17 protein-coding genes, 2 tRNA genes and 3 rRNA genes are annotated in these 24,894 nt (G+C 33.6%); 3 read left to right on the top strand and 19 right to left on the bottom strand.

The window, feature by feature from the left end:
- The first annotated feature begins 3 nt into the window (after positions 1 to 3).
- Both AC2I98_RS13035 and AC2I98_RS13030 read left to right on the top strand, forming a co-directional pair.
- Positions 4 to 894: a DMT family transporter gene (locus tag AC2I98_RS13035; RefSeq protein WP_486412092.1), complete on the top strand. Its 891-nt coding sequence runs from the start codon at positions 4 to 6 to the stop codon at positions 892 to 894.
- Between the two features lie 22 nt (positions 895 to 916).
- Positions 917 to 1,549, top strand: a complete 633-nt coding sequence (locus AC2I98_RS13030) for a CatA-like O-acetyltransferase (protein ID WP_486412091.1) — start codon at positions 917 to 919, stop codon at positions 1,547 to 1,549.
- A 20-nt stretch (positions 1,550 to 1,569) separates the two neighbouring features.
- Here the strand turns inward: AC2I98_RS13030 and AC2I98_RS13025 are convergent, their stop codons facing one another.
- The 7 genes from AC2I98_RS13025 to AC2I98_RS12995 form a co-directional block, all read right to left on the bottom strand.
- Positions 1,570 to 3,411, bottom strand: coding sequence for an alpha-L-fucosidase (locus AC2I98_RS13025; RefSeq protein WP_486412090.1), 1,842 nt, complete (start codon positions 3,409 to 3,411; stop codon positions 1,570 to 1,572).
- Between the two features lie 30 nt (positions 3,412 to 3,441).
- A complete protein-coding gene (locus AC2I98_RS13020; protein ID WP_486412089.1) occupies positions 3,442 to 4,014 on the bottom strand; it encodes a hypothetical protein in 573 nt (190 codons plus the stop codon).
- A 23-nt stretch (positions 4,015 to 4,037) separates the two neighbouring features.
- Positions 4,038 to 4,685 carry a DUF2306 domain-containing protein gene (locus AC2I98_RS13015; RefSeq protein WP_486412088.1) on the bottom strand — a complete coding sequence of 216 codons (648 nt, stop codon included), beginning with the start codon at positions 4,683 to 4,685 and terminating at the stop codon, positions 4,038 to 4,040.
- Between the two features lie 92 nt (positions 4,686 to 4,777).
- Complete coding sequence (locus AC2I98_RS13010; protein ID WP_486412087.1) at positions 4,778 to 5,278, bottom strand: regulatory protein RecX; 501 nt, start codon at positions 5,276 to 5,278, stop codon at positions 4,778 to 4,780.
- Between the two features lie 183 nt (positions 5,279 to 5,461).
- Entirely contained in the window at positions 5,462 to 6,109 is a 648-nt protein-coding gene (gene rpe, locus AC2I98_RS13005) for a ribulose-phosphate 3-epimerase (RefSeq protein ID WP_486412086.1), read from the bottom strand.
- Positions 6,110 to 6,197: 88 nt separating this feature from the next.
- Positions 6,198 to 6,791: a hypothetical protein gene (locus AC2I98_RS13000; protein ID WP_486412085.1), complete on the bottom strand. Its 594-nt coding sequence runs from the start codon at positions 6,789 to 6,791 to the stop codon at positions 6,198 to 6,200.
- Between the two features lie 60 nt (positions 6,792 to 6,851).
- Positions 6,852 to 7,241, bottom strand: a complete 390-nt coding sequence (locus AC2I98_RS12995; RefSeq protein WP_486412084.1) for a hypothetical protein — start codon at positions 7,239 to 7,241, stop codon at positions 6,852 to 6,854.
- A gap of 98 nt (positions 7,242 to 7,339) precedes the next feature.
- Between AC2I98_RS12995 and mgtE the strand changes: the two genes are divergently transcribed.
- Entirely contained in the window at positions 7,340 to 8,659 is a 1,320-nt protein-coding gene (gene mgtE, locus AC2I98_RS12990) for a magnesium transporter (RefSeq protein ID WP_486412083.1), read from the top strand.
- 32 nt (positions 8,660 to 8,691) lie between these two features.
- Here mgtE and AC2I98_RS12985 read toward each other — a convergent pair whose 3' ends face one another.
- From AC2I98_RS12985 to AC2I98_RS12930, 12 genes are all read right to left on the bottom strand, one after another.
- Entirely contained in the window at positions 8,692 to 9,531 is an 840-nt protein-coding gene (locus AC2I98_RS12985; RefSeq protein ID WP_486412082.1) for a hypothetical protein, read from the bottom strand.
- Between the two features lie 55 nt (positions 9,532 to 9,586).
- The gene (locus tag AC2I98_RS12980) at positions 9,587 to 10,453 is read right to left on the bottom strand and encodes a sigma-70 family RNA polymerase sigma factor (protein ID WP_019975176.1); all 867 of its coding nucleotides are present in this window, start codon (positions 10,451 to 10,453) and stop codon (positions 9,587 to 9,589) included.
- Positions 10,454 to 10,577: 124 nt separating this feature from the next.
- On the bottom strand, positions 10,578 to 11,519 hold the full coding sequence (hutG, locus tag AC2I98_RS12975; protein ID WP_486412081.1) for a formimidoylglutamase: 942 nt from the start codon (positions 11,517 to 11,519) through the stop codon (positions 10,578 to 10,580).
- Between the two features lie 2 nt (positions 11,520 to 11,521).
- Positions 11,522 to 12,127, bottom strand: a complete 606-nt coding sequence (locus AC2I98_RS12970) for a trimeric intracellular cation channel family protein (protein WP_486412080.1) — start codon at positions 12,125 to 12,127, stop codon at positions 11,522 to 11,524.
- 49 nt (positions 12,128 to 12,176) lie between these two features.
- A complete protein-coding gene (locus tag AC2I98_RS12965; RefSeq protein WP_486412079.1) occupies positions 12,177 to 12,785 on the bottom strand; it encodes a trimeric intracellular cation channel family protein in 609 nt (202 codons plus the stop codon).
- Positions 12,786 to 12,916: 131 nt separating this feature from the next.
- Entirely contained in the window at positions 12,917 to 14,296 is a 1,380-nt protein-coding gene (locus AC2I98_RS12960; protein WP_486412078.1) for an NAD(P)-binding domain-containing protein, read from the bottom strand.
- A 632-nt stretch (positions 14,297 to 14,928) separates the two neighbouring features.
- Positions 14,929 to 15,037 (bottom strand): 5S ribosomal RNA (rrf, locus tag AC2I98_RS12955).
- Positions 15,038 to 15,265: 228 nt separating this feature from the next.
- Positions 15,266 to 18,052: ribosomal RNA gene (locus AC2I98_RS12950) — 23S ribosomal RNA — on the bottom strand.
- A 231-nt stretch (positions 18,053 to 18,283) separates the two neighbouring features.
- Positions 18,284 to 18,357 (bottom strand) — tRNA-Ala (locus AC2I98_RS12945).
- Positions 18,358 to 18,373: 16 nt separating this feature from the next.
- Positions 18,374 to 18,447: transfer RNA gene (locus tag AC2I98_RS12940), tRNA-Ile, on the bottom strand.
- A 107-nt stretch (positions 18,448 to 18,554) separates the two neighbouring features.
- A 16S ribosomal RNA gene (locus AC2I98_RS12935) occupies positions 18,555 to 20,073 on the bottom strand.
- Together the 16S, 23S and 5S rRNA genes with 2 tRNA genes alongside form the textbook arrangement of a ribosomal RNA operon.
- 991 nt (positions 20,074 to 21,064) lie before the next feature.
- A complete protein-coding gene (locus AC2I98_RS12930) occupies positions 21,065 to 24,889 on the bottom strand; it encodes a carbohydrate binding domain-containing protein (protein WP_486412077.1) in 3,825 nt (1,274 codons plus the stop codon).
- Positions 24,890 to 24,894: the final 5 nt, after the last annotated feature.

The following is a 24,894-nucleotide window of genomic DNA, read 5'->3' as shown; positions in this document are numbered from 1 at the left end:
AAAATGAAATTCAAAGGTTACGCATATGGATTAATTTCGTCCATTTCTTATGGATTAATTCCATTATTTATCTTACCCATAAAACGAGCAAATTTTTCGATGGACACAACATTATTCTATCGATTCTTTTTTTCTGCTCTGATAGTTGGTGTTTATTTATTAATCAAAAAACAATCATTCAAAATAGAACTTAAACAAATTCCAGTTTTAATCATTTTAGGATTATTATACGGAATTTCTGCAGATGCGTTGTTTTTAGGATACGATTATTTATCTGCCGGTATAGCTTCTACTTTATTATTTGTTTATCCATTAATCGTAGCTATAATCATGGCTGTTTTCTTCAAAGAAAAAATTACGATATCTACAATTATTGCGATTGTTTTTGTATTGACGGGTGTTGTTTTATTAAGTTTTAAAGAAGGTAAATTCGAGCTTAATCCAATCGGATTAGGAATTGTATTTATTAGTGCGTTGGGTTATGGATTGTATATCATCACTGTTAACAAATCGAAAGTAAGAGATATAAAAGGTTTTACATTAAGCTTTTACTCATTTTTATTCACAACTCTCTATTATGCTACGAAAATGATTTTCTTCAACGAATCTTTCATTTTACCATCGTTAGAATTAACATTCAACTTTTTTACGTTCGCATTTGTTACAACAGTCATTTCGAGCATTGCATTAATATATGCCATAAAAAATATTGGTTCAACTGCAACATCCATTCTTGGAGCATCAGAACCTGTAGTTGCAGTAGCTGTAAGTGTCATGATTTTTGGAGAAAATTTTTCTTTGAGTTTAGCTTTAGGAATTTTCATGATTATTTTAGGTGTAACATTAAATGTTGTGGGTGATGCATATCAACAAAAAAGATTGAAAAAATCGTAAATCCTATTTTAACTTTGCGTCAATGAAACAGAAATTTAATCCTGAAGGTTGGAATCGAATCGAACATTTTAATATGTTCTCGAAAATGGATAATCCGTATGTTGGTGTTGTTGCTGAGGTTGAATGTTCGAAAGCATATCAATTTGCAAAAGCAAATAATCTTTCATTTTTTGCAGTTTATTTACATTGTTCAATGCTTGCAGAAAATAAAATTAATGAGTTTAAATACCGCATTGAAGATGATGAGATTTATGTCTACGATCATTTAGATTGTGGGACTACAATTGGTCGAAAAGATGGTACTTTCGGCTTTGCATTAATGAATTTTACAGAAGATTTTGATGTATTCAATGCGCAACTTCAAGAGCAAATACAAAGTGTAGAAAATTCGGTTGGTTTACATATCAAAAACGAAGAAATTACAATTGGTTTGGTTCGTCATTCAACTTTTCCTTGGTCGAGATTTACAGGTTTAGTACAACCTACTAATTTTGGAACAGGTGAATCTATTCCACGAATTATTTTTGGAAAAGCATATACGCAACAAGACAAAATGTACATGCCCGTTTCTGTAGAAGCAAATCATGGTTTTGTAGATGGTTTACATTTAGCAAATTATTTAGCCGCTTTTGAAGAGGAATTAGGTAAATATTAGAAAACAAAGTTTTCTAATATTTACAAATTACTTTCAATTGCACCTACTTTTTCTCTGTAAAGATCGATTGGTCCATCTAATAAAACCGCAATTATAGTAAGATTTTTATCTAATCTTTCTTTTGGCACATCGATATAAACAATTCCAGGAATTGGACTCCAATACAATTTATTATAAATACTATGACTAATCATAGAGCCTTCTCCTACAATACGAATTCGAGAAATTTTATTCTTTATTCCTTTTAGAGCAATTGGACCAGTTGGCGTTCCTTCTACAAAAAGATACAATGTTTGTTTATCTTTTGACAGCGCACTCATACCAGAATAATGCCCTGCAGGAATTCCTTCCGTTGTTTCGTACAATGCTTCGGCAGACTTTGAAACCCAATTTAATAGTTCCTGATTTGTTTTAGATGAAGTATTCATTTTCATATTTTCTCCATCAGAAGTTAATCCAGAATTTGTAAGCAGATTATTCCCTTTGTTTAACTGATATGCAATTTCGTAAGCAGCAAGTTTCGTTTCTTTTTCTTCTAAAACATCTGATAAAGTAGATTTTTTTGTATTAATTTTCGTTTTTAATTTCAAACTTTCATTAAAACTCAATTCTACAACTGTCACATCTTGATCAAAATTTACATGATGAAAATTAAGTTGAACATTTCCTTCTTGATCTTGATTAAAAGAAACTTTGCTGTTCGAATCTCCTATTATTTTTGCTGAAATTATTTTGGAATTTAATCCATATATTTTTGTAAAATCTTTTGCTTCTTCTAAATAAAGAAACAATTTTTTACCATCTTTAGAAAGAGCCGATTTTCCTTTGTAATAATCTGCTTGCAACCCTTTTCGTGTTCCGTAAACTGCTTGTGAATGCTTTTTTGTCCATCTTCCTAAATTTTCTAAAATCTTCTTTTGCTCATTTGGAATTGTACCATCTTCCTTAGGACCTATGTCAATTAATAAATTTCCACCCATACTCATAACATCAGCTAAAGTGCGAACAATCATATTCGGTGTCTTGTAATTGACATCAAATGGTTGATATCCCCACGAATCATTCATCGTATAACAAAGTTCCCAATAATTAAAACTTGGCGCAACGACTGGTACACCTTGTTCTGGTGTTTCATAATCACCATGATGATTTAATCGAGAATTAATAATAATATTTGGATTATAGTTTTTTAAGTTTTGTAAAGTTTGTTGTGCATTCCATTCATCAGATGTATGTTCCCAATCGCCATCAAACCATATCAAATCTGGCTGATAGGCTAAAGAAAGTTCATTTAATTGAGATTGATAATAATGAATAAACTTATTCCAACGAGTAGAATCATCAGACAATTTGTAACGTGTTTTAGTCCGTGTATTGACATCATAATTTGGATGACTCCAATCTGGCAACGAAAAATACAATCCTGTTTTTAGATTTGTTTTTTTGAGCGCTGTAATAAAAGGTGATAATACATCTTTTTTAGCTTTCGCATCATTTTTTATAGAAATTGCATTTTCAGCTTTTGTATCCCAAAGCGAAACACCATCATGATGTTTTGTCGTAATTACGGTATATTTAGCACCAGAATTTTCAATTAATTTCACCCATTCTTCTGGTTTATAATTTGACGCTGAAAAACCATTTAACTGTTTCATATAATTATCATGGTTGATATAATTATTGAAAAAAGCCCAGGATTCTGAAATTCCATCAACCGAATATATTCCCCAATGAATAAAAATTCCAAGTTTAGCATCTTGAAACCATTCCATCTTTTTCTCAGAAGAAGTAACTTTTTTTTGTGCTTTAGTTACAAATAAACATCCTACAATAAATAGTAAACTAAAATATTTTGTTCGCATAGTTATGAATTGGTTGATGAAATATATGAATTATTTTGATGGTTCTGGCTCTGGAATTTCCTCGTATTGAATAGGAAAATATTTTTTATCTTCTTCTAAAACAAAATCATTCGTATAATTATAAAAATGTTCTAATTCTCTTAATTGATACTTTCCTTCCTCATCTTTATGAAATCGAAAAGCGTAACCTTTTATTTCGCAGCAGAATGTTATTTTTTCTTTATCTAAAGGAATATAATTTAAATTTGAGATATCAATATATTCATCTAATACTTCATTTTTATCTAATAGAATAGTATAATCTGAATTTTGAATAGTAATTGGTAATGTATAATAATTTCCTATTGAACAATCATTTCCAGCCGAAGAAACATATAAATAAAATTTTTCTTTTGCGAAAAAGAGAGAGATTGTTCTAATTGGTATATGATTATTTTTTGCAATAACTATGGCTTGTTCAATAGCTTCATTTACATTCTCATCTTTAAAGACTGAAGCCGATTTTATTTCATTCTTCTTGTCCCAACCTTTAGATGATTGATTGCTTGGTTTTTCACATTGAACAAAAAGAATGAGTAATAAGATTAAATATATATACCTCATAAAAGTGTTTTGATTAAAGATAATCAATTCACTGCAACTTTTTTATTTAGTTTTTTTGACCACGAAAAAATATAAACTGTCCCGATAATTGATGGCACAATCCAAAAATAAATATTATCACCAAAACCAGCTCCAGCAACCAAAAACGCAGTAACAGAAGCAATATAAGCACCAACCATTTTCCCAACATGACTCATTGTCCATTTTTTATAATTTTCTGGATTTTTATAAAAAATAAAATCTCGATAAGACATAAATGTTCCTAAAATTCCAAAAATCAAATTAAGTACTCCAATTCCTTTTGCAGTAAAAAGAGGAAGTAATCCAAAAACAATCATTATAAATGAGGTAATTAACATTGTTCCTGAAATGATTTTGTCTAATTTATTTGTGTAATTTTTTCGTTTGTAATTTAAAATTCTGTTTCCCATCAAAATCATGTAAATTGTAAAAATTCCAATCATTAATAAAAATGAATTGTGATGTTTTGGAAAAGCACAAATAATTAACGAAAGAATTGAACTAACTAACATACCTACAGAAAATATTTTCCCGACTTTCTTATGAAGTAAATTGCCTTTTTTGATGATCATAACTGCGGTACCAGCAACTAAACCAATTCCTCCAAAAAATGCATGAATGTAAATAATGATTTTGATAAAATTTTCCATAATGTGTTGATTAATTATGGAATAAAAATAATTATGAGGTTTCTAAATTTTAAAAAATATTGACTGAATTGTCGATTTTATAGGATGAATTGTTAATCATCTGATTTTACCATTTCGATGGCATCATTCATCAAGTCAAATTCGTAACCTTTGTAGGCTAAATATGCTTTTACTTTATTTATTTTCTTGAATGATTCGCGCTCAGAGGTTAATAATCTAAACTTCTTTTGCGTTAAATGCACTAAATTATTCCAATATTTATCTAAATCTATTTCTTCTTTAAATGCTTTTTCAATCAATTTCTGATCAATTTGTCGCATTTTTAATTCTTGACGAAGACGATTTCTTCCCCACATTTTCTGATTTACTTTTCCTCGAACAAAACTATGAACAAAACGCTCTTCATTCAAAAATCCATAATGAATTAACTTAAAAATAATCTCGTCTTTTGCTTCGGGTATCAAATCAAATTCACGCAGTTTTTTTTCAACTTCCCAATGACAACGATCTTGGTAAAGACAATATTTTGCCATTTTATCTTTGATTTCATCAATCGTAAAAATCTTTTTCGGTTTGTCTTTAGAGAAATTCATTTTACAAAGTTAGATATTTAATGAGAGAATTAGTAAATGTATTGATTTCATCGATAAAATTCTTTCCTTATTTGAGGAATCTAACAAGATTCTTTTTTTCAATAAAATATAAATCATAATGGCTCCAACAAAAAAACTGAATCATTTCTGATTCAGTTTTAAATTATTTATAAGATTATATTCTTATGCTTTTTTCAATTCAGCTATATATTCTGTTGGATTTTCAGCATTGAAAACCGCCGAACCAGCTACCAAAGCATCTGCACCAGCTTCAACCAATTTTGATGCATTATGAACTCCAACTCCTCCATCAATTTCGATGATAACATTTGCATTTGCTTCCGTAATCATTTGTTTTAATTTAGAAACTTTATTGTACGTGTTTTGAATGAATTTTTGTCCTCCAAAACCTGGGTTAACACTCATGATTAATACTAAATCTAAATCGTTAATTACATCTTCTAAAACTGAAACTGGCGTATGTGGATTTAACGCAACTCCAGCTTTCATTCCTTCTGCTTTTATCACTTGTAGTGTACGATGTAAATGCGTACACGCTTCGTAATGTACAGTCAAAATATCTGCCCCAACTTGTTTGAAAGTCGAAATGTAACGATCTGGATCAACAATCATCAAATGTACATCAAGAACTTTGTCTGTTAATGAATTAATTTTTTCGATAATTGGCATTCCGTACGAAATATTTGGAACAAAAACTCCGTCCATTACATCTAAATGAAACCATTCTGCTTGCGAATTATTCACCATTTCGATATCCTTTGCTAAATTCCCGAAATCGGCCGCTAAAATTGATGGCGCTACTATTGGCATAATCTTTTTAATTTGTTTGTTTGTTTGTATTTTGTGGTGCAAAGGTAAGGAAATAAAAAAATCGTTGAAAATTCAACGATTTATATTTTTAGAAATTATATCCAACTCGGAAACCTAAATCTAAAGCAGCTCCTGTAGTCATTTCTTTCTTACTTTTTCTACTATTATTTACTGTATCATAATAGTAATAATACTCATCTTGATAAAGAGAAAGTCCTAATCCTGTGTAAAACTCATAAAAAAAGTTTTGAGCAAAAGAACGTTTCAATCCATAATTAAATGTGATCGATCCTTGTGGATTCACTGTAACATTGTCCTTATTTGTACTTGTTAACCAATCCGGAATAAAATCTCCTTTTATGGCAATGTAATTTCCAGAATTATTTTTTGTGTTTTTTCCTTTACCAATTCTACGATCAAAATTATAATAATAGCGTCCTTCTAAAGCAAAACGAGTTGTAAAAATATAATCAAAATCACTACCTCCATAATATGAATCGCTCGAATAAGAAAATCCGCCAAGATAATCTAAAGTTCCTACAGCAGTAAAATTTTCGTTTAACGCTTTCTCATATTGAATTCCGATTCCAATAAAACTGATATTAGTATTAAATAAATCGGTAGCTTTTTCTTGGGCAAATAGTAAAGTTGATGATAAGAGAGTAAATAATAGTTTTTTCATTTTCAGTGTTAATTAATACAATACGAATATAACAGAAAAAATGTGAGTGAAAAATTATTTTTAATCAAGAAAAACTCTATTATCAATAAAGTTATAAGGTTCTTCTTCTTTCAATTCTTCGTTGATAATAAAATGAATAGAATCTTTTGACATAAAAATATAAGTATAAATATCTGCCATCTCATCAGAATCTCTAAACTCGTAATATTCATCGCCAATAGCACACCAAACGCCTTCGTCTTCAGAAAAAGTTTCGCGATCATCACTATAAATCGTCTTAAAGTTGACGGTCATTGTACCGTCAGCTTTTCTATTCACCAACCAACTGTTTGTTTCACCCTTAAAAAATTTTCCATGATCAGTTCCAGACCAAATTCCAACGAATCTGTCATCTACATCCATAGATTTAATAAATTCTTTCATTTGTTTTTGATCTGTTTTATTCATCATAATTTCTATATTAAAATTAGCTTAAAAGTAGCCAATCTATACTTCTTCTCATCTCAAAAAGACTTAATTTGCGACTTGGGATAAAAAAAAACAAATTTATGGAAAATAAAATGCTTAATCAACATCCAGCAGATATTGCAGAGCAATTGACTGCATTGGACATAAAGAGTAGAAATATTGCTTTTTATACACTTTCTAATGATGATAAAGTAGAAGTATTCTCCTATTTTGAACCCGATATTCAGCATGAAGTTGTGAAAAGTTTGACAGATGAAGATTTATCTGAAGTCTTAAATAATTTAGATCCTGATGATAGAACAGAACTTTTTGAAAATTTTCCAGACGAATTAATTAAACACTCTATCAATCTTTTAAATCCAGATGAGCGTGTAATTGCACTGAATTTAATTGGCTACAACGAGGATTCTATTGCGAGATTAATGACGCCAAATTACATTCAGGTAAAAGAATATTATACTATAAAACAAGTTTTGGCTCATATCAAAAAATATGGAAAAAAAGCGGAAACTTTGACTTATATTTTTATTGTTGATGGAAAAAATAGATTAATTGATGATTTAAAAATTGGTGAAATTCTTTTGGCAGATGAAGACACAAAAGTAGAAGATTTGATTGATCATAATTTTGTATCCATCAAAACAACAACGCCTTTAGAAGAGGCTTTAGAAGTTTTTGATAAATATGATCGTTCTGCTATGCCAATTGTTACTGAAAATAATGTATTGGTCGGCATTGTAACATTTGATGATATCTTGGATCGAATGAAAATGCGCGATACCGAAGATATTCAGAAATTTGGAGGAATGGAGGAATTAGATGTTTCGTATACAAAAACACCAATTGCAGAACTAATCAAAAAAAGAGCAGGATGGCTAGTTATTCTTTTTATTGGCGAAATGTTTACTGCTTCGGCAATGAGTTTTTATGATCAAGAAATAGAAAAAGCTGTTGTTTTGGCTTTATTTGTTCCTTTAATTATTTCGAGTGGAGGAAATTCTGGTTCTCAAGCAGCTTCACTAATTATCCGCGCAATGGCTTTGGGCGAATTAAAGCTAAAAGATTGGTGGTATGTAATGAAAAAAGAATTTGCTTCGGGATTAATCTTAGGTGCAATTCTAGGATTTGTGGGTTTTATCCGAATCTTAATTTGGCAAAAAACTGGAATTTATAGTTATGGAGAATATTGGTTATATGTAGCATTAACAGTGGCCTTATCATTAATTGTGATTGTTTTATGGGGAACACTTTCTGGATCTTTAGTACCTTTTATTTTGAGAAAAGTAGGTTTTGATCCTGCAACTGCATCTTCTCCATTTGTAGCTACATTAGTCGACGTTTCTGGACTAATTATTTATTTTACAATTGCTGCAATCTTATTAAGCGGTAAATTATTATAAACAATAAATCCAGCCAATTGGCTGGATTTATTTTATTTTTTTCGAGTATCAATAAACTCATAATTATTATTATTCTGCTCAAATGATAAATCAAAAACTTTAAAATTTATTTGATTTACATTCAAAACCTCAAAAGTATAAACATCAGTCATATCAGAATCTTCATGGTATTCGTAAAACTTATTATCTTTTACCCACCATTTTCCTTTCTCTATATGACTTTTAACTTTATTTCCTTTCGATTTTACTCTAAAATCTAATATAAAAGTTCCATCAGCATTTCGTGTCATTGTCCATTCTTTTGATACTCCTTCTATTTGATTATCCTTTTCCGAACCTTCCCAAATACCGACTAATCTACTATCCTGTACACCATCTGAAGAATCATGCGAAAAACCATTTATTTTATCGCTCATATTCATCAATTTTTGCATAGATTTTGCTTTGAATATAGAATATTGCTCTTCATAATAACTTGTTTGATCTGATGATCTTTCTTCATCAAATTTTTCTAATCGAAAACCTAAAGTTTGTTTCTTCTTTTTTATTTTAAAATTGACTTGATTTTGATTTATCTTGTAAGAAAACTCATCATTATATTCTTCTCCAATTTCTGTATAAAGATCATTATTCGTGTTCCAATGTCCGACTTCTTTCGCATAGATCGAATCATTATTGTAAATCAACTCTAAAAATAATGTAAATGTTCCATCAGCCTTTCTATCAATAAAAGCATTTCCTTTTACGGGATCATTTTTTGTTGGATAGATTGTAGATTTCCAAAATCCAACTAAATTTTGATCAATTTTATTTTGACCGAATAAACTGTTAGAAAAAAGTATAAAAATAAATAGTAAAATAATGTTCTTCATATAAGTGTTGTCTTATTATAAAAAAAGCAGCTAATTAGCTGCTTTCCTTTATGATTTATCGTCCGATATAAGTTTTCAAAATCTTAGATCTTGAAGTATGTTTTAAACGACGAATTGCTTTTTCTTTAATTTGGCGAACACGTTCTCTTGTTAAATCAAACGTTTCTCCAATTTCTTCTAACGTCATTGGATGTTGACCGTTTAATCCGAAGTATAAACGAATTAAATCAGCTTCACGAGGCGTTAAAGTTTGTAATGCACGTTCAATTTCTACACGTAAAGATTCGATCATCAACTGTACATCTGGAGATGGAGATTCACCAATGTTTAATACATCGTATAAGTTAGAATCTTCTCCTTCTACTAATGGAGCATCCATTGATACGTGACGACCAGAGTTTTTCATCGACTCTTTTACATCACCTTCAGACATATCCAATACTTCAGAAATTTCTTCTGCAGATGGCGCACGTTCGTGTTCTTGCTCTAATAAAGCATACGCTTTATTAATTTTATTGATTGATCCAATTTTATTTAATGGTAAACGAACGATACGAGATTGCTCTGCTAATGCTTGTAAGATCGATTGACGAATCCACCAAACTGCATACGAGATAAATTTGAAACCACGCGTTTCGTCAAAACGTTGCGCAGCTTTAATCAAACCTAAGTTTCCTTCATTAATTAAATCTGGTAAACTTAATCCTTGATTTTGGTATTGTTTCGCAACAGAAACTACGAAACGTAAGTTTGCTTTTGTTAATTTTTCTAAGGCAACACGATCTCCTGCTTTGATACGTTGTGCTAACTCTACTTCCTCCTCCGCTGTAATCAAATCTACTTTACCAATCTCTTGTAAGTATTTATCCAACGACGCAGTTTCACGATTCGTTACCTGCTTTGTAATTTTAAGCTGTCTCATTTAACTAAAACCCTCCTATTATTAATGATTATTATCGATTTCTTTTGATGTTTTATCAACACCTCTATATATGTATACGCAGATAACAGAAAAAGGTTACAAAATATTGTAAATTATTTCATAATTAATGTCTTAAAACTTCGTAAATCATTTGTGCAGAGAGTTTCGCTGTGGAGTTATCAACATCAAAAAGCGAATTATACTCGACTAAATCAAAAATTTTGACTTTGTTCGAATTCATTAAAACTTTCAAAATATACTTTACCTGAAAAGGTGTCAAACCATTAATTGTCGTTGCACTTACACCTGGCGCATAAGCTGCATCAAAAACATCCATATCTAATGACACATAAAGCGCATCAAATTGCTTAATAACAAGTTTAAGATCTTCTAACACTTTATTTAAATTAAAATGTACTTCATCTGCCATGATAAAATTAACACCTAAATTTTCTGCACGATTGAATAATGCTTTTGTATTTCCCAATTCTTGAATACCAATTGGAATGTAATTAAACCCTATTTCGTTTTCTTTGCAGAACTTTGCCATTTCATAAAAAGGCGTTCCAGAGGTAGATTGCGGATTTGGCGTTCTCAAATCAAAATGCGCATCAAGATTGATGATTCCAATATTTTTATGTGATTTTGCTAGAGCCAAAAAATCTCCCAAAGCTGTTTCGTGTCCACCACCAATTACAATCGGAAAATGATTTTGTTGAATAATTTTATCAACTTGATTAATTTGTTCTTTTCGAGCAGTTTCTAAATCTTTGTCATCGCAGATAATATTTCCAGCATCAAAAATAAAATCTGTTTTAGAAAAGTGTAAAGGTAAATTTGCTAAAGCTTTTCGAATCAAATCTGGCGAATTTTTAGCGCCAATTCGTCCTTTATTTCTTTCTACTCCTTCTTCTGAACAAAATCCTAGGATAACTTTTGGTTGAACAGATGATGATTCAAATTTATCATAATCAGTGATGACTTGATGAATTCTTAAACCTAATTCTCCGTCTTCAGAATCAATTCTTCCTGTCCAATTTTCTTGATTAAATGGTGTTTTTTGCATGATTAATAAAATTTAGGTAAAGACAATTTATATTTCACAGTTACAATACGAATTGCAGCAATAATAGCTCCTGAGATAATAAAATTTATATTTCGATCTAATCCGAAACTATCAAAAACCAAATACATTATTCCACCTGCAATACATGCCATTGCGTAAATTTCTTTTACAAAAACTGTTGGCGTTCTGTTCATTAAAACATCGCGTAACATTCCGCCCATCACGGCTGTCATCATTCCCATCATCACAGAAATAAAATTGTTTGCGCCCAAAGAGTGTGCTTTTTCTAAACCAACTATGGTAAACAATGCAATACCTAATGTATCAAAAAGCATTAATGTTATTCTTAATCTTGAAAAATATTTAAAAAATAATCCTGCTAACAAAATTCCAGCAAAAACTGCGTAAATTACATTCATATCATTTATCCAAACTAGCGGATAACTATTGAGAAATAAATCGCGTAAAGTACCACCACCAACGGCTGTAATAAAAGCGAAACAAGCTATTCCGAACCAATCATGCTTTTGTCTTTCATCTCCAGCTAAAGCGCCAGAAATAGCAAACACAACCGTTCCGAATAATTCAAAAATATATTGAATTTCCATGTATAGAATTTAATTCGCAAAGATAGTTAAAGGATTTCGAATCTGTAAACTAATGACTTTTAAACTTCGGTAATGATAAATTGTATTTAATTGCAGCTAAACGAATTGCAACAATTACACCTCCAGAAACAAAGAAATTAATGTTACGACTGATATCCAATTCCCACAAAATCAAATAAATAATTGCTCCACATAAACATGCAAAAGCATAAATTTCTTTTTTGAAAATGATTGGAACTTCGTTCAACATCATATCCCGAATAACAGAACCAAAAACGGCTGTAAACATTCCCATTACTGGAGCAATTACAGGATGAATACCAAGATTAAGAGCTTTTTCTAAACCAACTATTGTAAACAATGCAATACCTAAGGTATCGAAAAGCATAAATGTTTTACGAAGTTTGAGTAAAGGTTTATAAAAAATTGCGGCAAGAATAACGCCAAGAGTAACGGCATATATAAGATTAACATCTTTAATCCACATAATTTCTACAGAGAGAAGAATATCACGAATAGTACCACCTCCAATAGAAGTTAAGAACGCAATAAAAGTGACACCAAACCAATCATTCCCCGATTTTTCGTCGGCTGCTAAAGCACCTGAAATTCCGAAAAAAAGTGTTCCAAATAATTCGAAAAAATATTGAATTTCCATTTCTATTGTATTAAATCATATTGTGTTTGGTACGATCAAAAATAAACACTTTTCTTGATTAAATAATGTTTATGAATATACAATCGAAGATAAAAAAAAGACTAACAAATTTGTTAGTCTTTTTGCGAATATTAATGATTTGTTTTTTCTACTTGTTTTTCTTCAATTAGATCTTCTTCCAAATAACGTTCTAAGCTATCATCCAGCTCTTTCATCCATGGTGTATGATGTTTTTCTGCCTTTGTTTGATCCATTACAGATGTATACGTTTTATCACGATATGTTAAGATATTTTCTTCTTTATCTTTCAACCAAGATTTGAACATATTTGCTACCTTATCCAAGTCAAACATTGGATAATCGGTTAAATGAATTAAATCTTTCAAATAATCAGTCTGAAAATCTACGTGATCGTCCGCAGTTATAGATTTGCTTTCATAATCAATCCATTTTTTAATATCATTCTGAATATCTTCTTTTGATGGTAAATTAATTCGTCCCAAAATATAATCTCGTGCAAACCATGCTTGCGCGTCAAACATATTAAATGTGTAATATTGATCCTGCATACCCAGAAATAATAATTGAGCATTTACATCAGATATTACACCTTTATACATCCCTTCTGGATATAAACAATTTTTGGTTTTCAAACGCAAGTCATCAGGTAAGAATGGAAACTTATGCTGATAACCTGTACACATAATTACAGCATCAAATTCTTTGGATGTACCATCTTTAAAGAATGCTGTTTTATCCTCAAAATGAGTAACCATAGGTAACTCATTAATTCCCTCTGGCCATTTACAATCAATAGGATTTGTTCGATAAGAAATTGTAACAGATTTTGTTCCGTGTTTGTAACACTGTACAGCAATATCTTCTGCAGAATAACTACTACCTATCAATAATATCTCTTGATCCATAAATGGATCTGCACCTCGAAAATCATGGGCATGCATTATATTTCCAGTATAATTCTCTATACCTTCAAAATAAGGCATATTTGGTGTAGAAAAATGTCCTGTTCCAACAACCAAATAATCGAAGTATTCTATGAATGTTTCGTTCTTTTTTAAATCATCAAAAACAACTCGAAACTGTTTCTTTTCTTCAATATAATCTACCCACCTAGCAACTGTATTAAACTGAATGTACTTTCGTGCATTACTTTGTTTAATTCTGCCTTCTATATAATCAAATAATACTTCTCTTGGTGGATAAGAAGATATTGTTTGCCCAAAGTGTTCAGAAAATGTATAATCTGCAAATTCTAAACATTCCTTTGGTCCATTTGACCACAAATATTTATACATACTACCATGCAATGGTTCTCCGTATTTACCTACACCTGTACGCCAAGTATAGTTCCACATTCCTCCCCAGTTGTCTTGCTTCTCAAAACATTTAATTTCTGGAATTTTGTTACCCTTTTTTTCTTCTGACTCAAATGCTCTTAACATTGCTAAACCGCTTGGTCCAGCACCGATAATGCCTACTTTTAAACCCATGAATTGTTTTTAATTAAACTTGTATGAACTACTCGCCTATCCTTATGATAGTAATTGATTTTTTTTGTCTGAAACGACCTGAATATAGATATATAACCTACATAAAATGTGTAAAAACAGAATAGAATACGCAATGTTATGCGTATATAAGAAATGGATAATCTCCTGATAAATAACTAAAACTTATCCAAATATATTATTTCTTCAAGTTAGCATTTTTTAGACTGATTGACAAATTAATCAACTGAAGAAAGTAATTAAAAAGAAGAAATCTTTTATCCTTTGTAATTATAGAATAATTAAAGCGTATATCTAAATAATAAATAATATTTTATAATTATAGTTAAATTAATTTTGGGCGTTCTCTCGCTAATAAGCATTCGAATTTCGTTTAGCTCGGTCGGGCTATCCCTTACAATCTTTTGTTTGGTTAAGATAATTATTATCAACAAACAAAAGGATTTCCACTTCTATCCCTAACGCGGCTTGAGATTTAAGATTTAAGATTTAAGCAAAATTAAAATCTTGAGAAGTAATTGCTCTTATTACTTTTTAAACTGTACATTTTACATCCTAAAAAAGTGTAAACAAAAAAAGATCCTCAAGAAATAAATCTTGAGGATCTTTATAAAAACTGGCGACGACCTACTCTCCCGTAAGTAACAGTACCATCGGCGCAGGCAGGCTTAACTTCTCTGTTCGGAATGGGAAGAGGTGAGCCCTGCAGCTATAGTCACCCTAATATTTTTAAATAGGTATTAGTTCCTATTATATGTTGACATTATCAGAAGCTCTAGGCATTAAGCTTAAAGCTTTAGGCGTAAAGCCTTCACACAATCTTTGGTATTACATGTTTTAATCCAAATAAGATTAACTAACCTTCTCTATGACGATTAAATCATTTGTTAGTATTTAATCTTTAATTTAATTTTTATTGGTATTGCTACCAACTATCTCTGATTCGTACTTTCGAAAAAGTCTATGGGTAATTAGTACTACTCGACTATGACATCACTGCCTTTACATCTATAGCCTATCAACGTTGTAGTCTACAACGACCCTTTAAAGAAGTCTAATCTTGCGGCGAGTTTCGCACTTATATGCTTTCAGTGCTTATCTCTTCCAAACGTAGCTACTCAGCGGTGCACCTGGCGGCACAACTGATACACCAGAGGTTTGTTCAACACGGTCCTCTCGTACTAGAGTCAACTCCGCTCAAACTTCTAACGATCACAACAGATAGAGACCGAACTGTCTCACGACGTTCTGAACCCAGCTCGCGTGCCACTTTAATGGGCGAACAGCCCAACCCTTGGGACCTTCTCCAGCCCCAGGATGTGACGAGCCGACATCGAGGTGCCGAACCTCCCCGTCGATGTGAGCTCTTGGGGGAGACTAGCCTGTTATCCCCGGAGTACCTTTTATCCTTTGAGCGATGGCCCTTCCATACGGAACCACCGGATCACTATGTCCTGCTTTCGCACCTGATCGACTTGTAGGTCTCACAGTCAAGCACCCTTATGCCATTACACTCTACGCACGGTTACCAAGCGTGCTGAGGGTACCTTTGAAAGCCTCCGTTACTCTTTTGGAGGCGACCACCCCAGTCAAACTACCCACCATGCACTGTCCTTCCAAATGGAAGTTAGGCTCCAAGTAAATAAAGGGTGGTATTTCAACAATGACTCCACAATACCTAGCGATACTGCTTCATAGTCTCCCACCTATCCTACACATTATTTACCCGAAGTCAATACAAAGCTATAGTAAAGGTTCACAGGGTCTTTTCGTCCCGTTGCGATTAACCGGCATCTTCACCGATACTACAATTTCACCGAGATCATGGTTGAGACAGTGCCCAGATCGTTACACCATTCGTGCAGGTCGGAACTTACCCGACAAGGAATTTCGCTACCTTAGGACCGTTATAGTTACGGCCGCCGTTTACTGGGGCTTCAGTCAAAACCTTCGAGTTACCTCTAAGCTCCTTCCTTAACCTTCCAGCACCGGGCAGGTGTCAGACCCTATACGTCATATTTCTATTTTGCAGAGTCCTGTGTTTTTGATAAACAGTCGCCTGGGCCTTTTTACTGAGGCTGACATTGCTGTCAGCGACCTTTCTCCCGAAGTTACAGGTCTATTTTGCCTAATTCCTTAACCATGAATCGCTCGAGCGCCTTAGGATACTCTCCTCGACCACCTGTGTCGGTTTACGGTACGGGCTGCACATCTCGCTATTTCTTGGAACAATGTTCAGAGGATTATCACTCCAGCCGAAACCTTCGTGTACTATCCCTACTTTACGTAGGTTCAACGTACTATTCCGTCAGTACGCACCTCCTACAATCATTCGTCACTTTTATTGAGTGCAGGTACGGGAATATTAACCCGTTTGCCATCCACTACCCCCAAAGGGTTCGTGTTAGGTCCCGACTAACCCTCAGCTGATTAGCATAGCTGAGGAAACCTTAGTCTTACGGCGAATAAGTTTCTCACTTATTTTATCGTTACTCATGCCTACATTTTCTTTTCTAAAAGCTCCACCACCCATTACCAGGTGACTTCTGCGCCGTTAGAATGCTCCCCTACCAGATGTACATAAGTACAAATCCATAGCTTCGGTAATATGCTTATGCCCGATTATTATCCATGCCGGATCGCTCGACTAGTGAGCTGTTACGCACTCGTTAAATGAATAGCTGCTTCCAAGCTAACATCCTAGCTGTCAATGCAATCCAACCGCGTTTTCTCAACTTAGCATATATTTGGGGACCTTAGCTGATGGTCTGGGTTCTTTCCCTCTCGGACATGGACCTTAGCACCCATGCCCTCACTGCCTAGAAACATATATTAGCATTCGGAGTTTGTCAGGAATTGGTAGGCGGTGAAGCCCCCGCATCCAATCAGTAGCTCTACCTCTAATATACTTAACTAAACGCTGCACCTAAATGCATTTCGGGGAGTACGAGCTATTTCCTAGTTTGATTGGCCTTTCACCCCTACCCACAGGTCATCCGAAGACTTTTCAACGTCAACCGGTTCGGTCCTCCACTTTGTGTTACCAAAGCTTCAACCTGCCCATGGGTAGATCACAAGGTTTCGCGTCTAATACTACTGACTTAAGCGCCCTATTCAGACTCGCTTTCGCTACGGCTCCGGACCTGAAGTCCTTAACCTTGCCAGCAACATTAACTCGTAGGCTCATTATGCAAAAGGCACGCCGTCACACTTACGTGCTCCGACCGCTTGTAGGCGTACGGTTTCAGGTTCTATTTCAACTCTCTATTCGAGATACTTTTCACCTTTCCTTCACAGTACTAGTTCACTATCGGTCTTTGAGGAGTATTTAGCCTTGGAAGATGGTCCTCCCATATTCGGACAGAATTTCTCGTGTTCCGCCTTACTCGTTATCAACTAGATAAAAATTTCACCTACGGGACTATCACCCTCTACGGTTAACCTTTCCAGGTTATTCTGTTATCCTTATAAAGTCTTTAGGGCTAATCCGCGTTCGCTCGCCACTACTTACGGAATCTCAATTGATTTCTTTTCCTATTGGTACTTAGATGTTTCAGTTCCCAACGTTCGCTCTCTAATAAATTAGAGTGACATGTCTTCAACATGCCGGGTTGTCCCATTCGGAAATCTTCGGATATAATGTGTATGTGCCACTCCCCGAAGCTTATCGCAGCTTATCACGTCCTTCATCGCCTCTCAAAGCCTAGGCATCCGCCGTACGCCCTTTGTAACTTTTTTCTCGATTTAACCGTCATATTATTGAGCGGTTATGTTAATCTTACTCGTTTTTTGATTAATTGTATACCTTTATAAAACTTTGATCTATTTCTAAATCTGTTTGTTTTTGATTGTATGCGATTATAAATAAATTTATAATCTGTTTCTAATAATGTCAATGAACTCTTCTGTTAATTCGGAAATATGATAATCTGCTAATTAGCTAATTAAATAATTCTCAAATTAAAATCGTGGAGAATATCGGAGTCGAACCGATGACCTCTTGCGTGCAAGGCAAGCGCTCTAGCCAGCTGAGCTAATCCCCCTCTTTATGTTATTTAGTAGTCTCAGGCAGACTCGAACTGCCGACCTCTACATTATCAGTGTAGCGCTCTAACCAGCTGAGCTATGAGACTCTTTAATACTCTTAAAGAGTGGTCTATATTTATATATACAGTACAGAATAAAAAGCCGAATCAAAATCAATCTTCTAACTAATAGAAGAAAATTCGTCGTTCTCTAAATATGAGATGTTCCAGCCGCACCTTCCGGTACGGCTACCTTGTTACGACTTAGCCCTAGTTACCAGTTTTACCCTAGGCAGCTCCTATTACGGTCACCGACTTCAGGTACCCCCAGCTTCCATGGCTTGACGGGCGGTGTGTACAAGGCCCGGGAACGTATTCACCGCATCATGGCTGATATGCGATTACTAGCGATTCCAGCTTCATAGAGTCGAGTTGCAGACTCCAATCCGAACTGAGATAAGTTTTAGAGATTCGCATCTTGTTGCCAAGTAGCTGCCCTCTGTACTTACCATTGTAGCACGTGTGTAGCCCAAGACGTAAGGGCCGTGATGACTTGACGTCGTCCCCACCTTCCTCGCGGTTTGCACCGGCAGTCTCATTAGAGTCCCCGTCTTTAAACGCTGGCAACTAATGATAGGGGTTGCGCTCGTTGCAGGACTTAACCTAACACCTCACGGCACGAGCTGACGACAGCCATGCAGCACCTTGCATTCTGTCCGAAGAAATTACTGTTTCCAATAACGTCATTATGCATTTAAGCCTTGGTAAGGTTCCTCGCGTATCATCGAATTAAACCACATGCTCCACCGCTTGTGCGGGCCCCCGTCAATTCCTTTGAGTTTCATTCTTGCGAACGTACTCCCCAGGTGGGATACTTATAACTTTCGCTTAGCCACTGAATCCGAAAACCCAACAGCAAGTATCCATCGTTTACGGCGTGGACTACCAGGGTATCTAATCCTGTTCGCTCCCCACGCTTTCGTCCATCAGCGTCAGTTAATGTTTAGTCACCTGCCTTCGCAATTGGTGTTCTGCGTAATATCTAAGCATTTCACCGCTACACTACACATTCCAGCAACTTCAACATTACTCAAGACTAACAGTATCAATGGCAGTTCTATCGTTAAGCGATAGGATTTCACCACTGACTGATTAATCCGCCTACGGACCCTTTAAACCCAATAAATCCGGATAACGCTTGCACCCTCCGTATTACCGCGGCTGCTGGCACGGAGTTAGCCGGTGCTTATTCTTCTGGTACCTTCAGCTACTCACACGTGAGTAGGTTTATCCCCAGATAAAAGTAGTTTACAACCCATAAGGCCGTCATCCTACACGCGGGATGGCTGGATCAGGCTTCCACCCATTGTCCAATATTCCTCACTGCTGCCTCCCGTAGGAGTCTGGTCCGTGTCTCAGTACCAGTGTGGGGGTTCACCCTCTCAGGCCCCCTAAAGATCATCGTCTTGGTGAGCCGTTACCTCACCAACTAACTAATCTTACGCATGCCTATCCTACTGCGATAAATCTTTCAAAAAATTATGATGCCATAATCTCTATTATAAAGTATTAATCCTCCTTTCGAAGGGCTATCCTTTTCAGTAGGGCAAGTTGCATACGCGTTACGCACCCGTGCGCCGGTCTCTAGTTCCCGAAAGAACTATACCCCTCGGCTTGCATGTGTTAAGCCTCCCGCTAGCGTTCATCCTGAGCCAGGATCAAACTCTCCATTGTAAATTATTTTTTTTAGTCTAAAAGACTTCTGTTTTTACAACTTCGAATTTCCTATAGCTCCATTATTCAAGGATTGACTTCGTTATTATTCGGCTATTATTTCTTCTGTATATATTATAATTTCAAATGAACTTCTCAGTTTCAAACTTACTTAAACATCGCTGTCGCAGTAAGCGGTTGCAAAGGTAAAACTTATTTCTTAACTACCAAATTTTATTTTAAAAAATTTAAAGTTTTTATTTTAATAAGTCAATTTACTTCTCATCGCAATTACTCTCGTTATTTGCGGTTGCAAAAGTAAAACTTATTTTTAAAACTAACAAAATTTATTTTTAATGATTTTTTGATCGTTTTAGTCTTACTATGTCAACTACAATACTACTCGTCTTTCGTATTGGGATTGCAAATATACGCACCCTTTTCTCGTTTTTCCAAACGCATTTTACAATTAATTTACATTTTAACCCTAACTGACTGTTATGACGCGAAATATTTTTTGATAAAAGTGATGAGTGGTGAGTTTTGAGTAGTGAGAATGGATATTTTTGATTGACAATTTTTGAAATACGAGGGAAAGATTGTAGAGGTTCAGTAGAAAATTGGATAATATAAAAGAACATATATTCATTTTTTCTTGATACAAAAAGAATCAATGCCTCGATATACTCAGCACAAGCAAATCAAAAACTCAACAAAAAGGCATTTTGGAATTTCGTTAAATAAGAAAAAACATCTTTATTATAGTCTAAAATAACTACCAGTTTTCTCGACAAGCTCGAAATGACAAGGAAAATAAGGTTGGTTTATTACGCAAAAGTGCGTTTTCACCGCAAGAAATGATTAGACGTTTTGCTTTTCTTTTTGGAAAGAAAAGCAAAAGGGATACTTTATAGGTAACTACTCGGGAAAAATTCGGCTAAAAGCGAAAGCTATATATAATAATAAAGACTACCCAATAATGGATAGTCTTTATAAAATACTTGTGAATCGTTTATTTTGTAGCTCCCAATTTTAGAACTGGGTTAACGATTGCTTGTTGACAATTTACTATGTTAACTTTTATATATTGATAATCTCCAAAAGGACAACCTTGTCTATGGACTCTAACTTTTAAGTAAAGATTGTCTGTATGTAAACCGTGAATAGAATTGAATTGATACTTCGCTTCTGTGTTCGTTTCACTAACTTTTGTTAAACCTGAGTTTGTTATATCAGTAAAACTAATGACATTTCCTTGCGCGTCTTTATTAGCATAAGCAAATGCTATTTCATAATCTGAACATAGATCTGGTTTTTCAACTCTTAAAAAATCTAATGCACAAAGCTGTGTTGTATTTACCGTTCCATCTGGATTGTTTGGTAATTGCCCATCAAATGCAATATTTGGTTTTAAGGCTACATCATATATATAGGTATAATCTCCAAGTAAACCTACTTGAACAGTACTTAGGTATGATATTTCTACACGATCAAAAGGCTGACTAATCGCATCAACGATAAGTGCTTTTCTATTTCCTACTGAACCTAATAAAGCAAGTAAATTAAGATCGAGAATTTTAAATTGACTTCCATCTATTTGTGCTCCAACTTTAACATCACCTAAATATCGTTGAACTTTTATATCTGTTAATAAGCTCAAATCTAAAACTGGAACTTCAAAACCTCCCATCAATATCCGAACTTGATCACCAGGTCGTGCTACTTGATTAAATTTTACTGTAAGTTTTTGTCTATTTAATGCAGCTACAGATTTATTAAAAATGGCATACGTATCCAAATCATTATCAGCAGCTAAATAAGGATAAACAATAGATGCAAGCGAACTTGCCACACCTAATCCTATATCTTCTACTCCCCAAAGAACATCGTCTACCATAGGATTTAAAGTAACATTAGTATGAGGATATCCACTTGGCTTACTTGCTCCCGCTGCTATTTTTCCTGTAGAACAAGTTGGATTATTTAAATCTATCGTAGTATCTTTTTCATAATAAGCACCAAAAAATTTAGCATTATTTGCAATCCCTAATGTACTCCCCACAATAACTCTTACTCCAGAATAATCAATTAAATTACCATTATTATCTTTTGGAATAAATTTATATTCAAATACATTATCTCCAACCAATAAATCTAATAAAGCACCATCTCCAGCGGCTAATAAAGGTCCAATTGTCTTACCATTTTTATCTAATGCTTGTATCGTAACACCTCCTCCTACTTGTAAAGCACTATATTCTTGTCCAATTTTTACAATTAAAGGAGTTCCTTTTGTAACTGTATGATCAAAACGAACATTTTGCCACGTAGTTCCTAATCCTAATGCACCAATTGGAATTGTGATTGTAGAATATGTTGATAAATCTGTATCTATTGCATTAGGTCGATTATCAACCCAACCAGGAATTATAATTACAGGTACTGTTGACCAACTTTCTGTTTTTACCATTACTTTATCTGTTACCTTATTACAAACAGATAAATCATAAACGTCAACAACAATAACTTCTTTTACTACACAACTTGCAGCATCAGTACGAGAAGCTTCTACGGTAATTGTATAAACACCCTCGGTAGAAAAGACAATATCATCTCCAACATTTCTTAAAATTCCTTGGTGATCTTTAATCGTAATATTACTTGGAAAAGAAGTCGATATTGAAGGAATTTTAATAGAATTACCTTTTTGAATGCTAAAATTTTTGTTCGCAATTGTTATTTCATTTTTTAAAGCATTGACAGTAATTACATTACTAACTGATGAAATATTTTCGTCGACTAATTTTGCTACTCTTCGAAACTGTAAGTTTTCTTGCAAGTTTAAAATTGTCAACTCTTTCGTTTGACTATTTTCATAATTATCATCTGATGAGGAAATAGGCAACCATGTTACTCCATTATCTTTGCTTACTTCCCAAGAATATGTAAAAGTTTTCCCAGCAGGTTCGCTCACTGCATCAGAATTATTATATATAATAACAGAATTTCCAAAACATGCATCAAGGGAATTTACTAAGCTTCCAGAAGCTGTTGATATAGTTCCTGGATTATTAAATCCTACTGATACTGTAACAGAAGCTCTAAAAGTTTTACATTCACTTTTATATGTAAAACTAAACGATGTTCCTTTATCATTTGTTGGAATTAAATAATTAGATGGTATCTCTGTTTCTACACCATTAATCATTGTATAAAAGGTATAACCATCTGTATTCTCGCCTAAACCAGCAGCTTCACCAACAGTTATTTTTTGATATTGACTAACTTTCGTTGTTAAGTTTGGTACATCTCCTGATGCAGAGGGTTTGAAAACTGAAATAAAAAATTTATTATCTGATAAATCTTTATCTATATTATCTCCAGAAGATTTAGATACTTTCATTTCTATATCTAATGATTTTCTGAATTCCTCTATTGATGAAATTGTATTCCAATCTTTATCGAATGTAAGTTGTATACTTCCATTTGCGGGTATTGTAGTTCCATTAATTAAAACAAAACTATGATTACCATTAGAAACGGTATAATTCCAAATAGTTTCGTGAATTTTAGATGTTTCTAAAAGTAATAATGCAGGACGTTTGAGATTATCCCCAGAAGCATCATTTATGTTAAATTTTATTTCTAATCTTTCTGAAGCAGAAGCTACAAATGGTACGGAAAGATTATTTTTGATTGTTAATGTATACGTATTAGCATTTCCATTATAATCACATTGATTTGTTACAGTTCCTGTTATTGATAAATTCTCTTCTAAAGGTACAAATGTTATGTTCGCCTTACTACAAACTCCAATTAAATTACAAATTTGATACTCTAACGGTTGTGTAGGCATTGTAGTTCCTGCTGCCACTTTCACCTCACCTGTTAAGGGATCTAATGTAATACCAGTAGGCCAATTTCCTATTTGTGAAACCGTAGCATTTTTACCTGTACCCGAAAAAACAGGCGTTACCATAACACTATTCACAGATACTTTATCATTAGAAGAAGCTATATTTCCAGTTGTTCCCCATTTATAAATATCATCGGTTGGTTTTATCAAATTATCAAAATTTGCTAAATCCCCACAACTAATCGTAGTTGCACTAGCATCAACTACTTCTTCCAGCACTATATCATCCAGATAAAAGTCATTTCCACCTGTTACATTACTTTGGTTACGCAAAGCAATAGCAATATTTCCACAATCATCGCTATTAGGTATTTTAAAATTCCAAGAAAGTTGACGCCAAACACTACCAGCATTTATAGTTAATATATCAGATTTACCCAAAGAAGCTTCTGTTACAATATTTTGAGCTTCAAAAGTTAACTTTGGATAACTTTGAGTACCACTACTCATTATCCATGCAGATATCTTATAAGTTTTACCTTTTTGTAAAGATACGGCTCTTCTATAAAACTGATTAAGCACTTGACCTGCATTTACAACTAAAGCCGCACCGTTAGCATTACCTGTATGATCTTGTTTACTCACCCACCAAGTTGCCCAAGATGGCTTTCCACTAGGCAAATCATTATAAATTTTTCTTGGATCAATTACTGCATAATAACCATCTGATATTAAATTTGACCATTGATTTTTACTATTATCCCAAGGATCTGTTTTAATAATTTTTGCAAATTCATAAAATGACGAACCATGATCAAATTTTCCTAAATTACTATCTGCTCCTCCTTTTGGAACATATTGAGATTCTATACGAACAGAACTTTGCCCAAAATCTTCTTTAAATATAACCTGAGCGTCGATTTGTTGTAAAATAAATAAACCTAAAAGGCTAAAGAGATATTTTTTTATATTAAATTTCATATTGT

The sequence above is a fragment of the Empedobacter sp. EJD.6dd genome (assembly GCF_057369435.1).
This window is presented reverse-complemented; position numbering and strand designations above follow the sequence as displayed.

What these genes read in the sequence shown, in the direction of transcription:
- hutG (WP_486412081.1), bottom strand. Translation starts at nt 11,519, where the DNA reads ATGCAAAAAACACCATTTAATCAAGAAAATTGGACAGGAAGAATTGAT.
- AC2I98_RS13025 (WP_486412090.1), bottom strand. Translation starts at nt 3,411, where the DNA reads ATGCGAACAAAATATTTTAGTTTACTATTTATTGTAGGATGTTTATTT.
- mgtE (WP_486412083.1), top strand. Translation starts at nt 7,340, where the DNA reads ATGGAAAATAAAATGCTTAATCAACATCCAGCAGATATTGCAGAGCAA.
- AC2I98_RS12930 (WP_486412077.1), bottom strand. Translation starts at nt 24,889, where the DNA reads ATGAAATTTAATATAAAAAAATATCTCTTTAGCCTTTTAGGTTTATTT.
- AC2I98_RS13035 (WP_486412092.1), top strand. Translation starts at nt 4, where the DNA reads ATGAAATTCAAAGGTTACGCATATGGATTAATTTCGTCCATTTCTTAT.
- AC2I98_RS13000 (WP_486412085.1), bottom strand. Translation starts at nt 6,791, where the DNA reads ATGAAAAAACTATTATTTACTCTCTTATCATCAACTTTACTATTTGCC.
- AC2I98_RS13010 (WP_486412087.1), bottom strand. Translation starts at nt 5,278, where the DNA reads ATGAATTTCTCTAAAGACAAACCGAAAAAGATTTTTACGATTGATGAA.
- AC2I98_RS12980 (WP_019975176.1), bottom strand. Translation starts at nt 10,453, where the DNA reads ATGAGACAGCTTAAAATTACAAAGCAGGTAACGAATCGTGAAACTGCG.
- AC2I98_RS12970 (WP_486412080.1), bottom strand. Translation starts at nt 12,127, where the DNA reads ATGGAAATTCAATATATTTTTGAATTATTCGGAACGGTTGTGTTTGCT.
- AC2I98_RS13030 (WP_486412091.1), top strand. Translation starts at nt 917, where the DNA reads ATGAAACAGAAATTTAATCCTGAAGGTTGGAATCGAATCGAACATTTT.
- AC2I98_RS13015 (WP_486412088.1), bottom strand. Translation starts at nt 4,685, where the DNA reads ATGGAAAATTTTATCAAAATCATTATTTACATTCATGCATTTTTTGGA.
- rpe (WP_486412086.1), bottom strand. Translation starts at nt 6,109, where the DNA reads ATGCCAATAGTAGCGCCATCAATTTTAGCGGCCGATTTCGGGAATTTA.
- AC2I98_RS12995 (WP_486412084.1), bottom strand. Translation starts at nt 7,241, where the DNA reads ATGATGAATAAAACAGATCAAAAACAAATGAAAGAATTTATTAAATCT.
- AC2I98_RS12985 (WP_486412082.1), bottom strand. Translation starts at nt 9,531, where the DNA reads ATGAAGAACATTATTTTACTATTTATTTTTATACTTTTTTCTAACAGT.
- AC2I98_RS12965 (WP_486412079.1), bottom strand. Translation starts at nt 12,785, where the DNA reads ATGGAAATTCAATATTTTTTCGAATTATTTGGAACACTTTTTTTCGGA.
- AC2I98_RS12960 (WP_486412078.1), bottom strand. Translation starts at nt 14,296, where the DNA reads ATGGGTTTAAAAGTAGGCATTATCGGTGCTGGACCAAGCGGTTTAGCA.
- AC2I98_RS13020 (WP_486412089.1), bottom strand. Translation starts at nt 4,014, where the DNA reads ATGAGGTATATATATTTAATCTTATTACTCATTCTTTTTGTTCAATGT.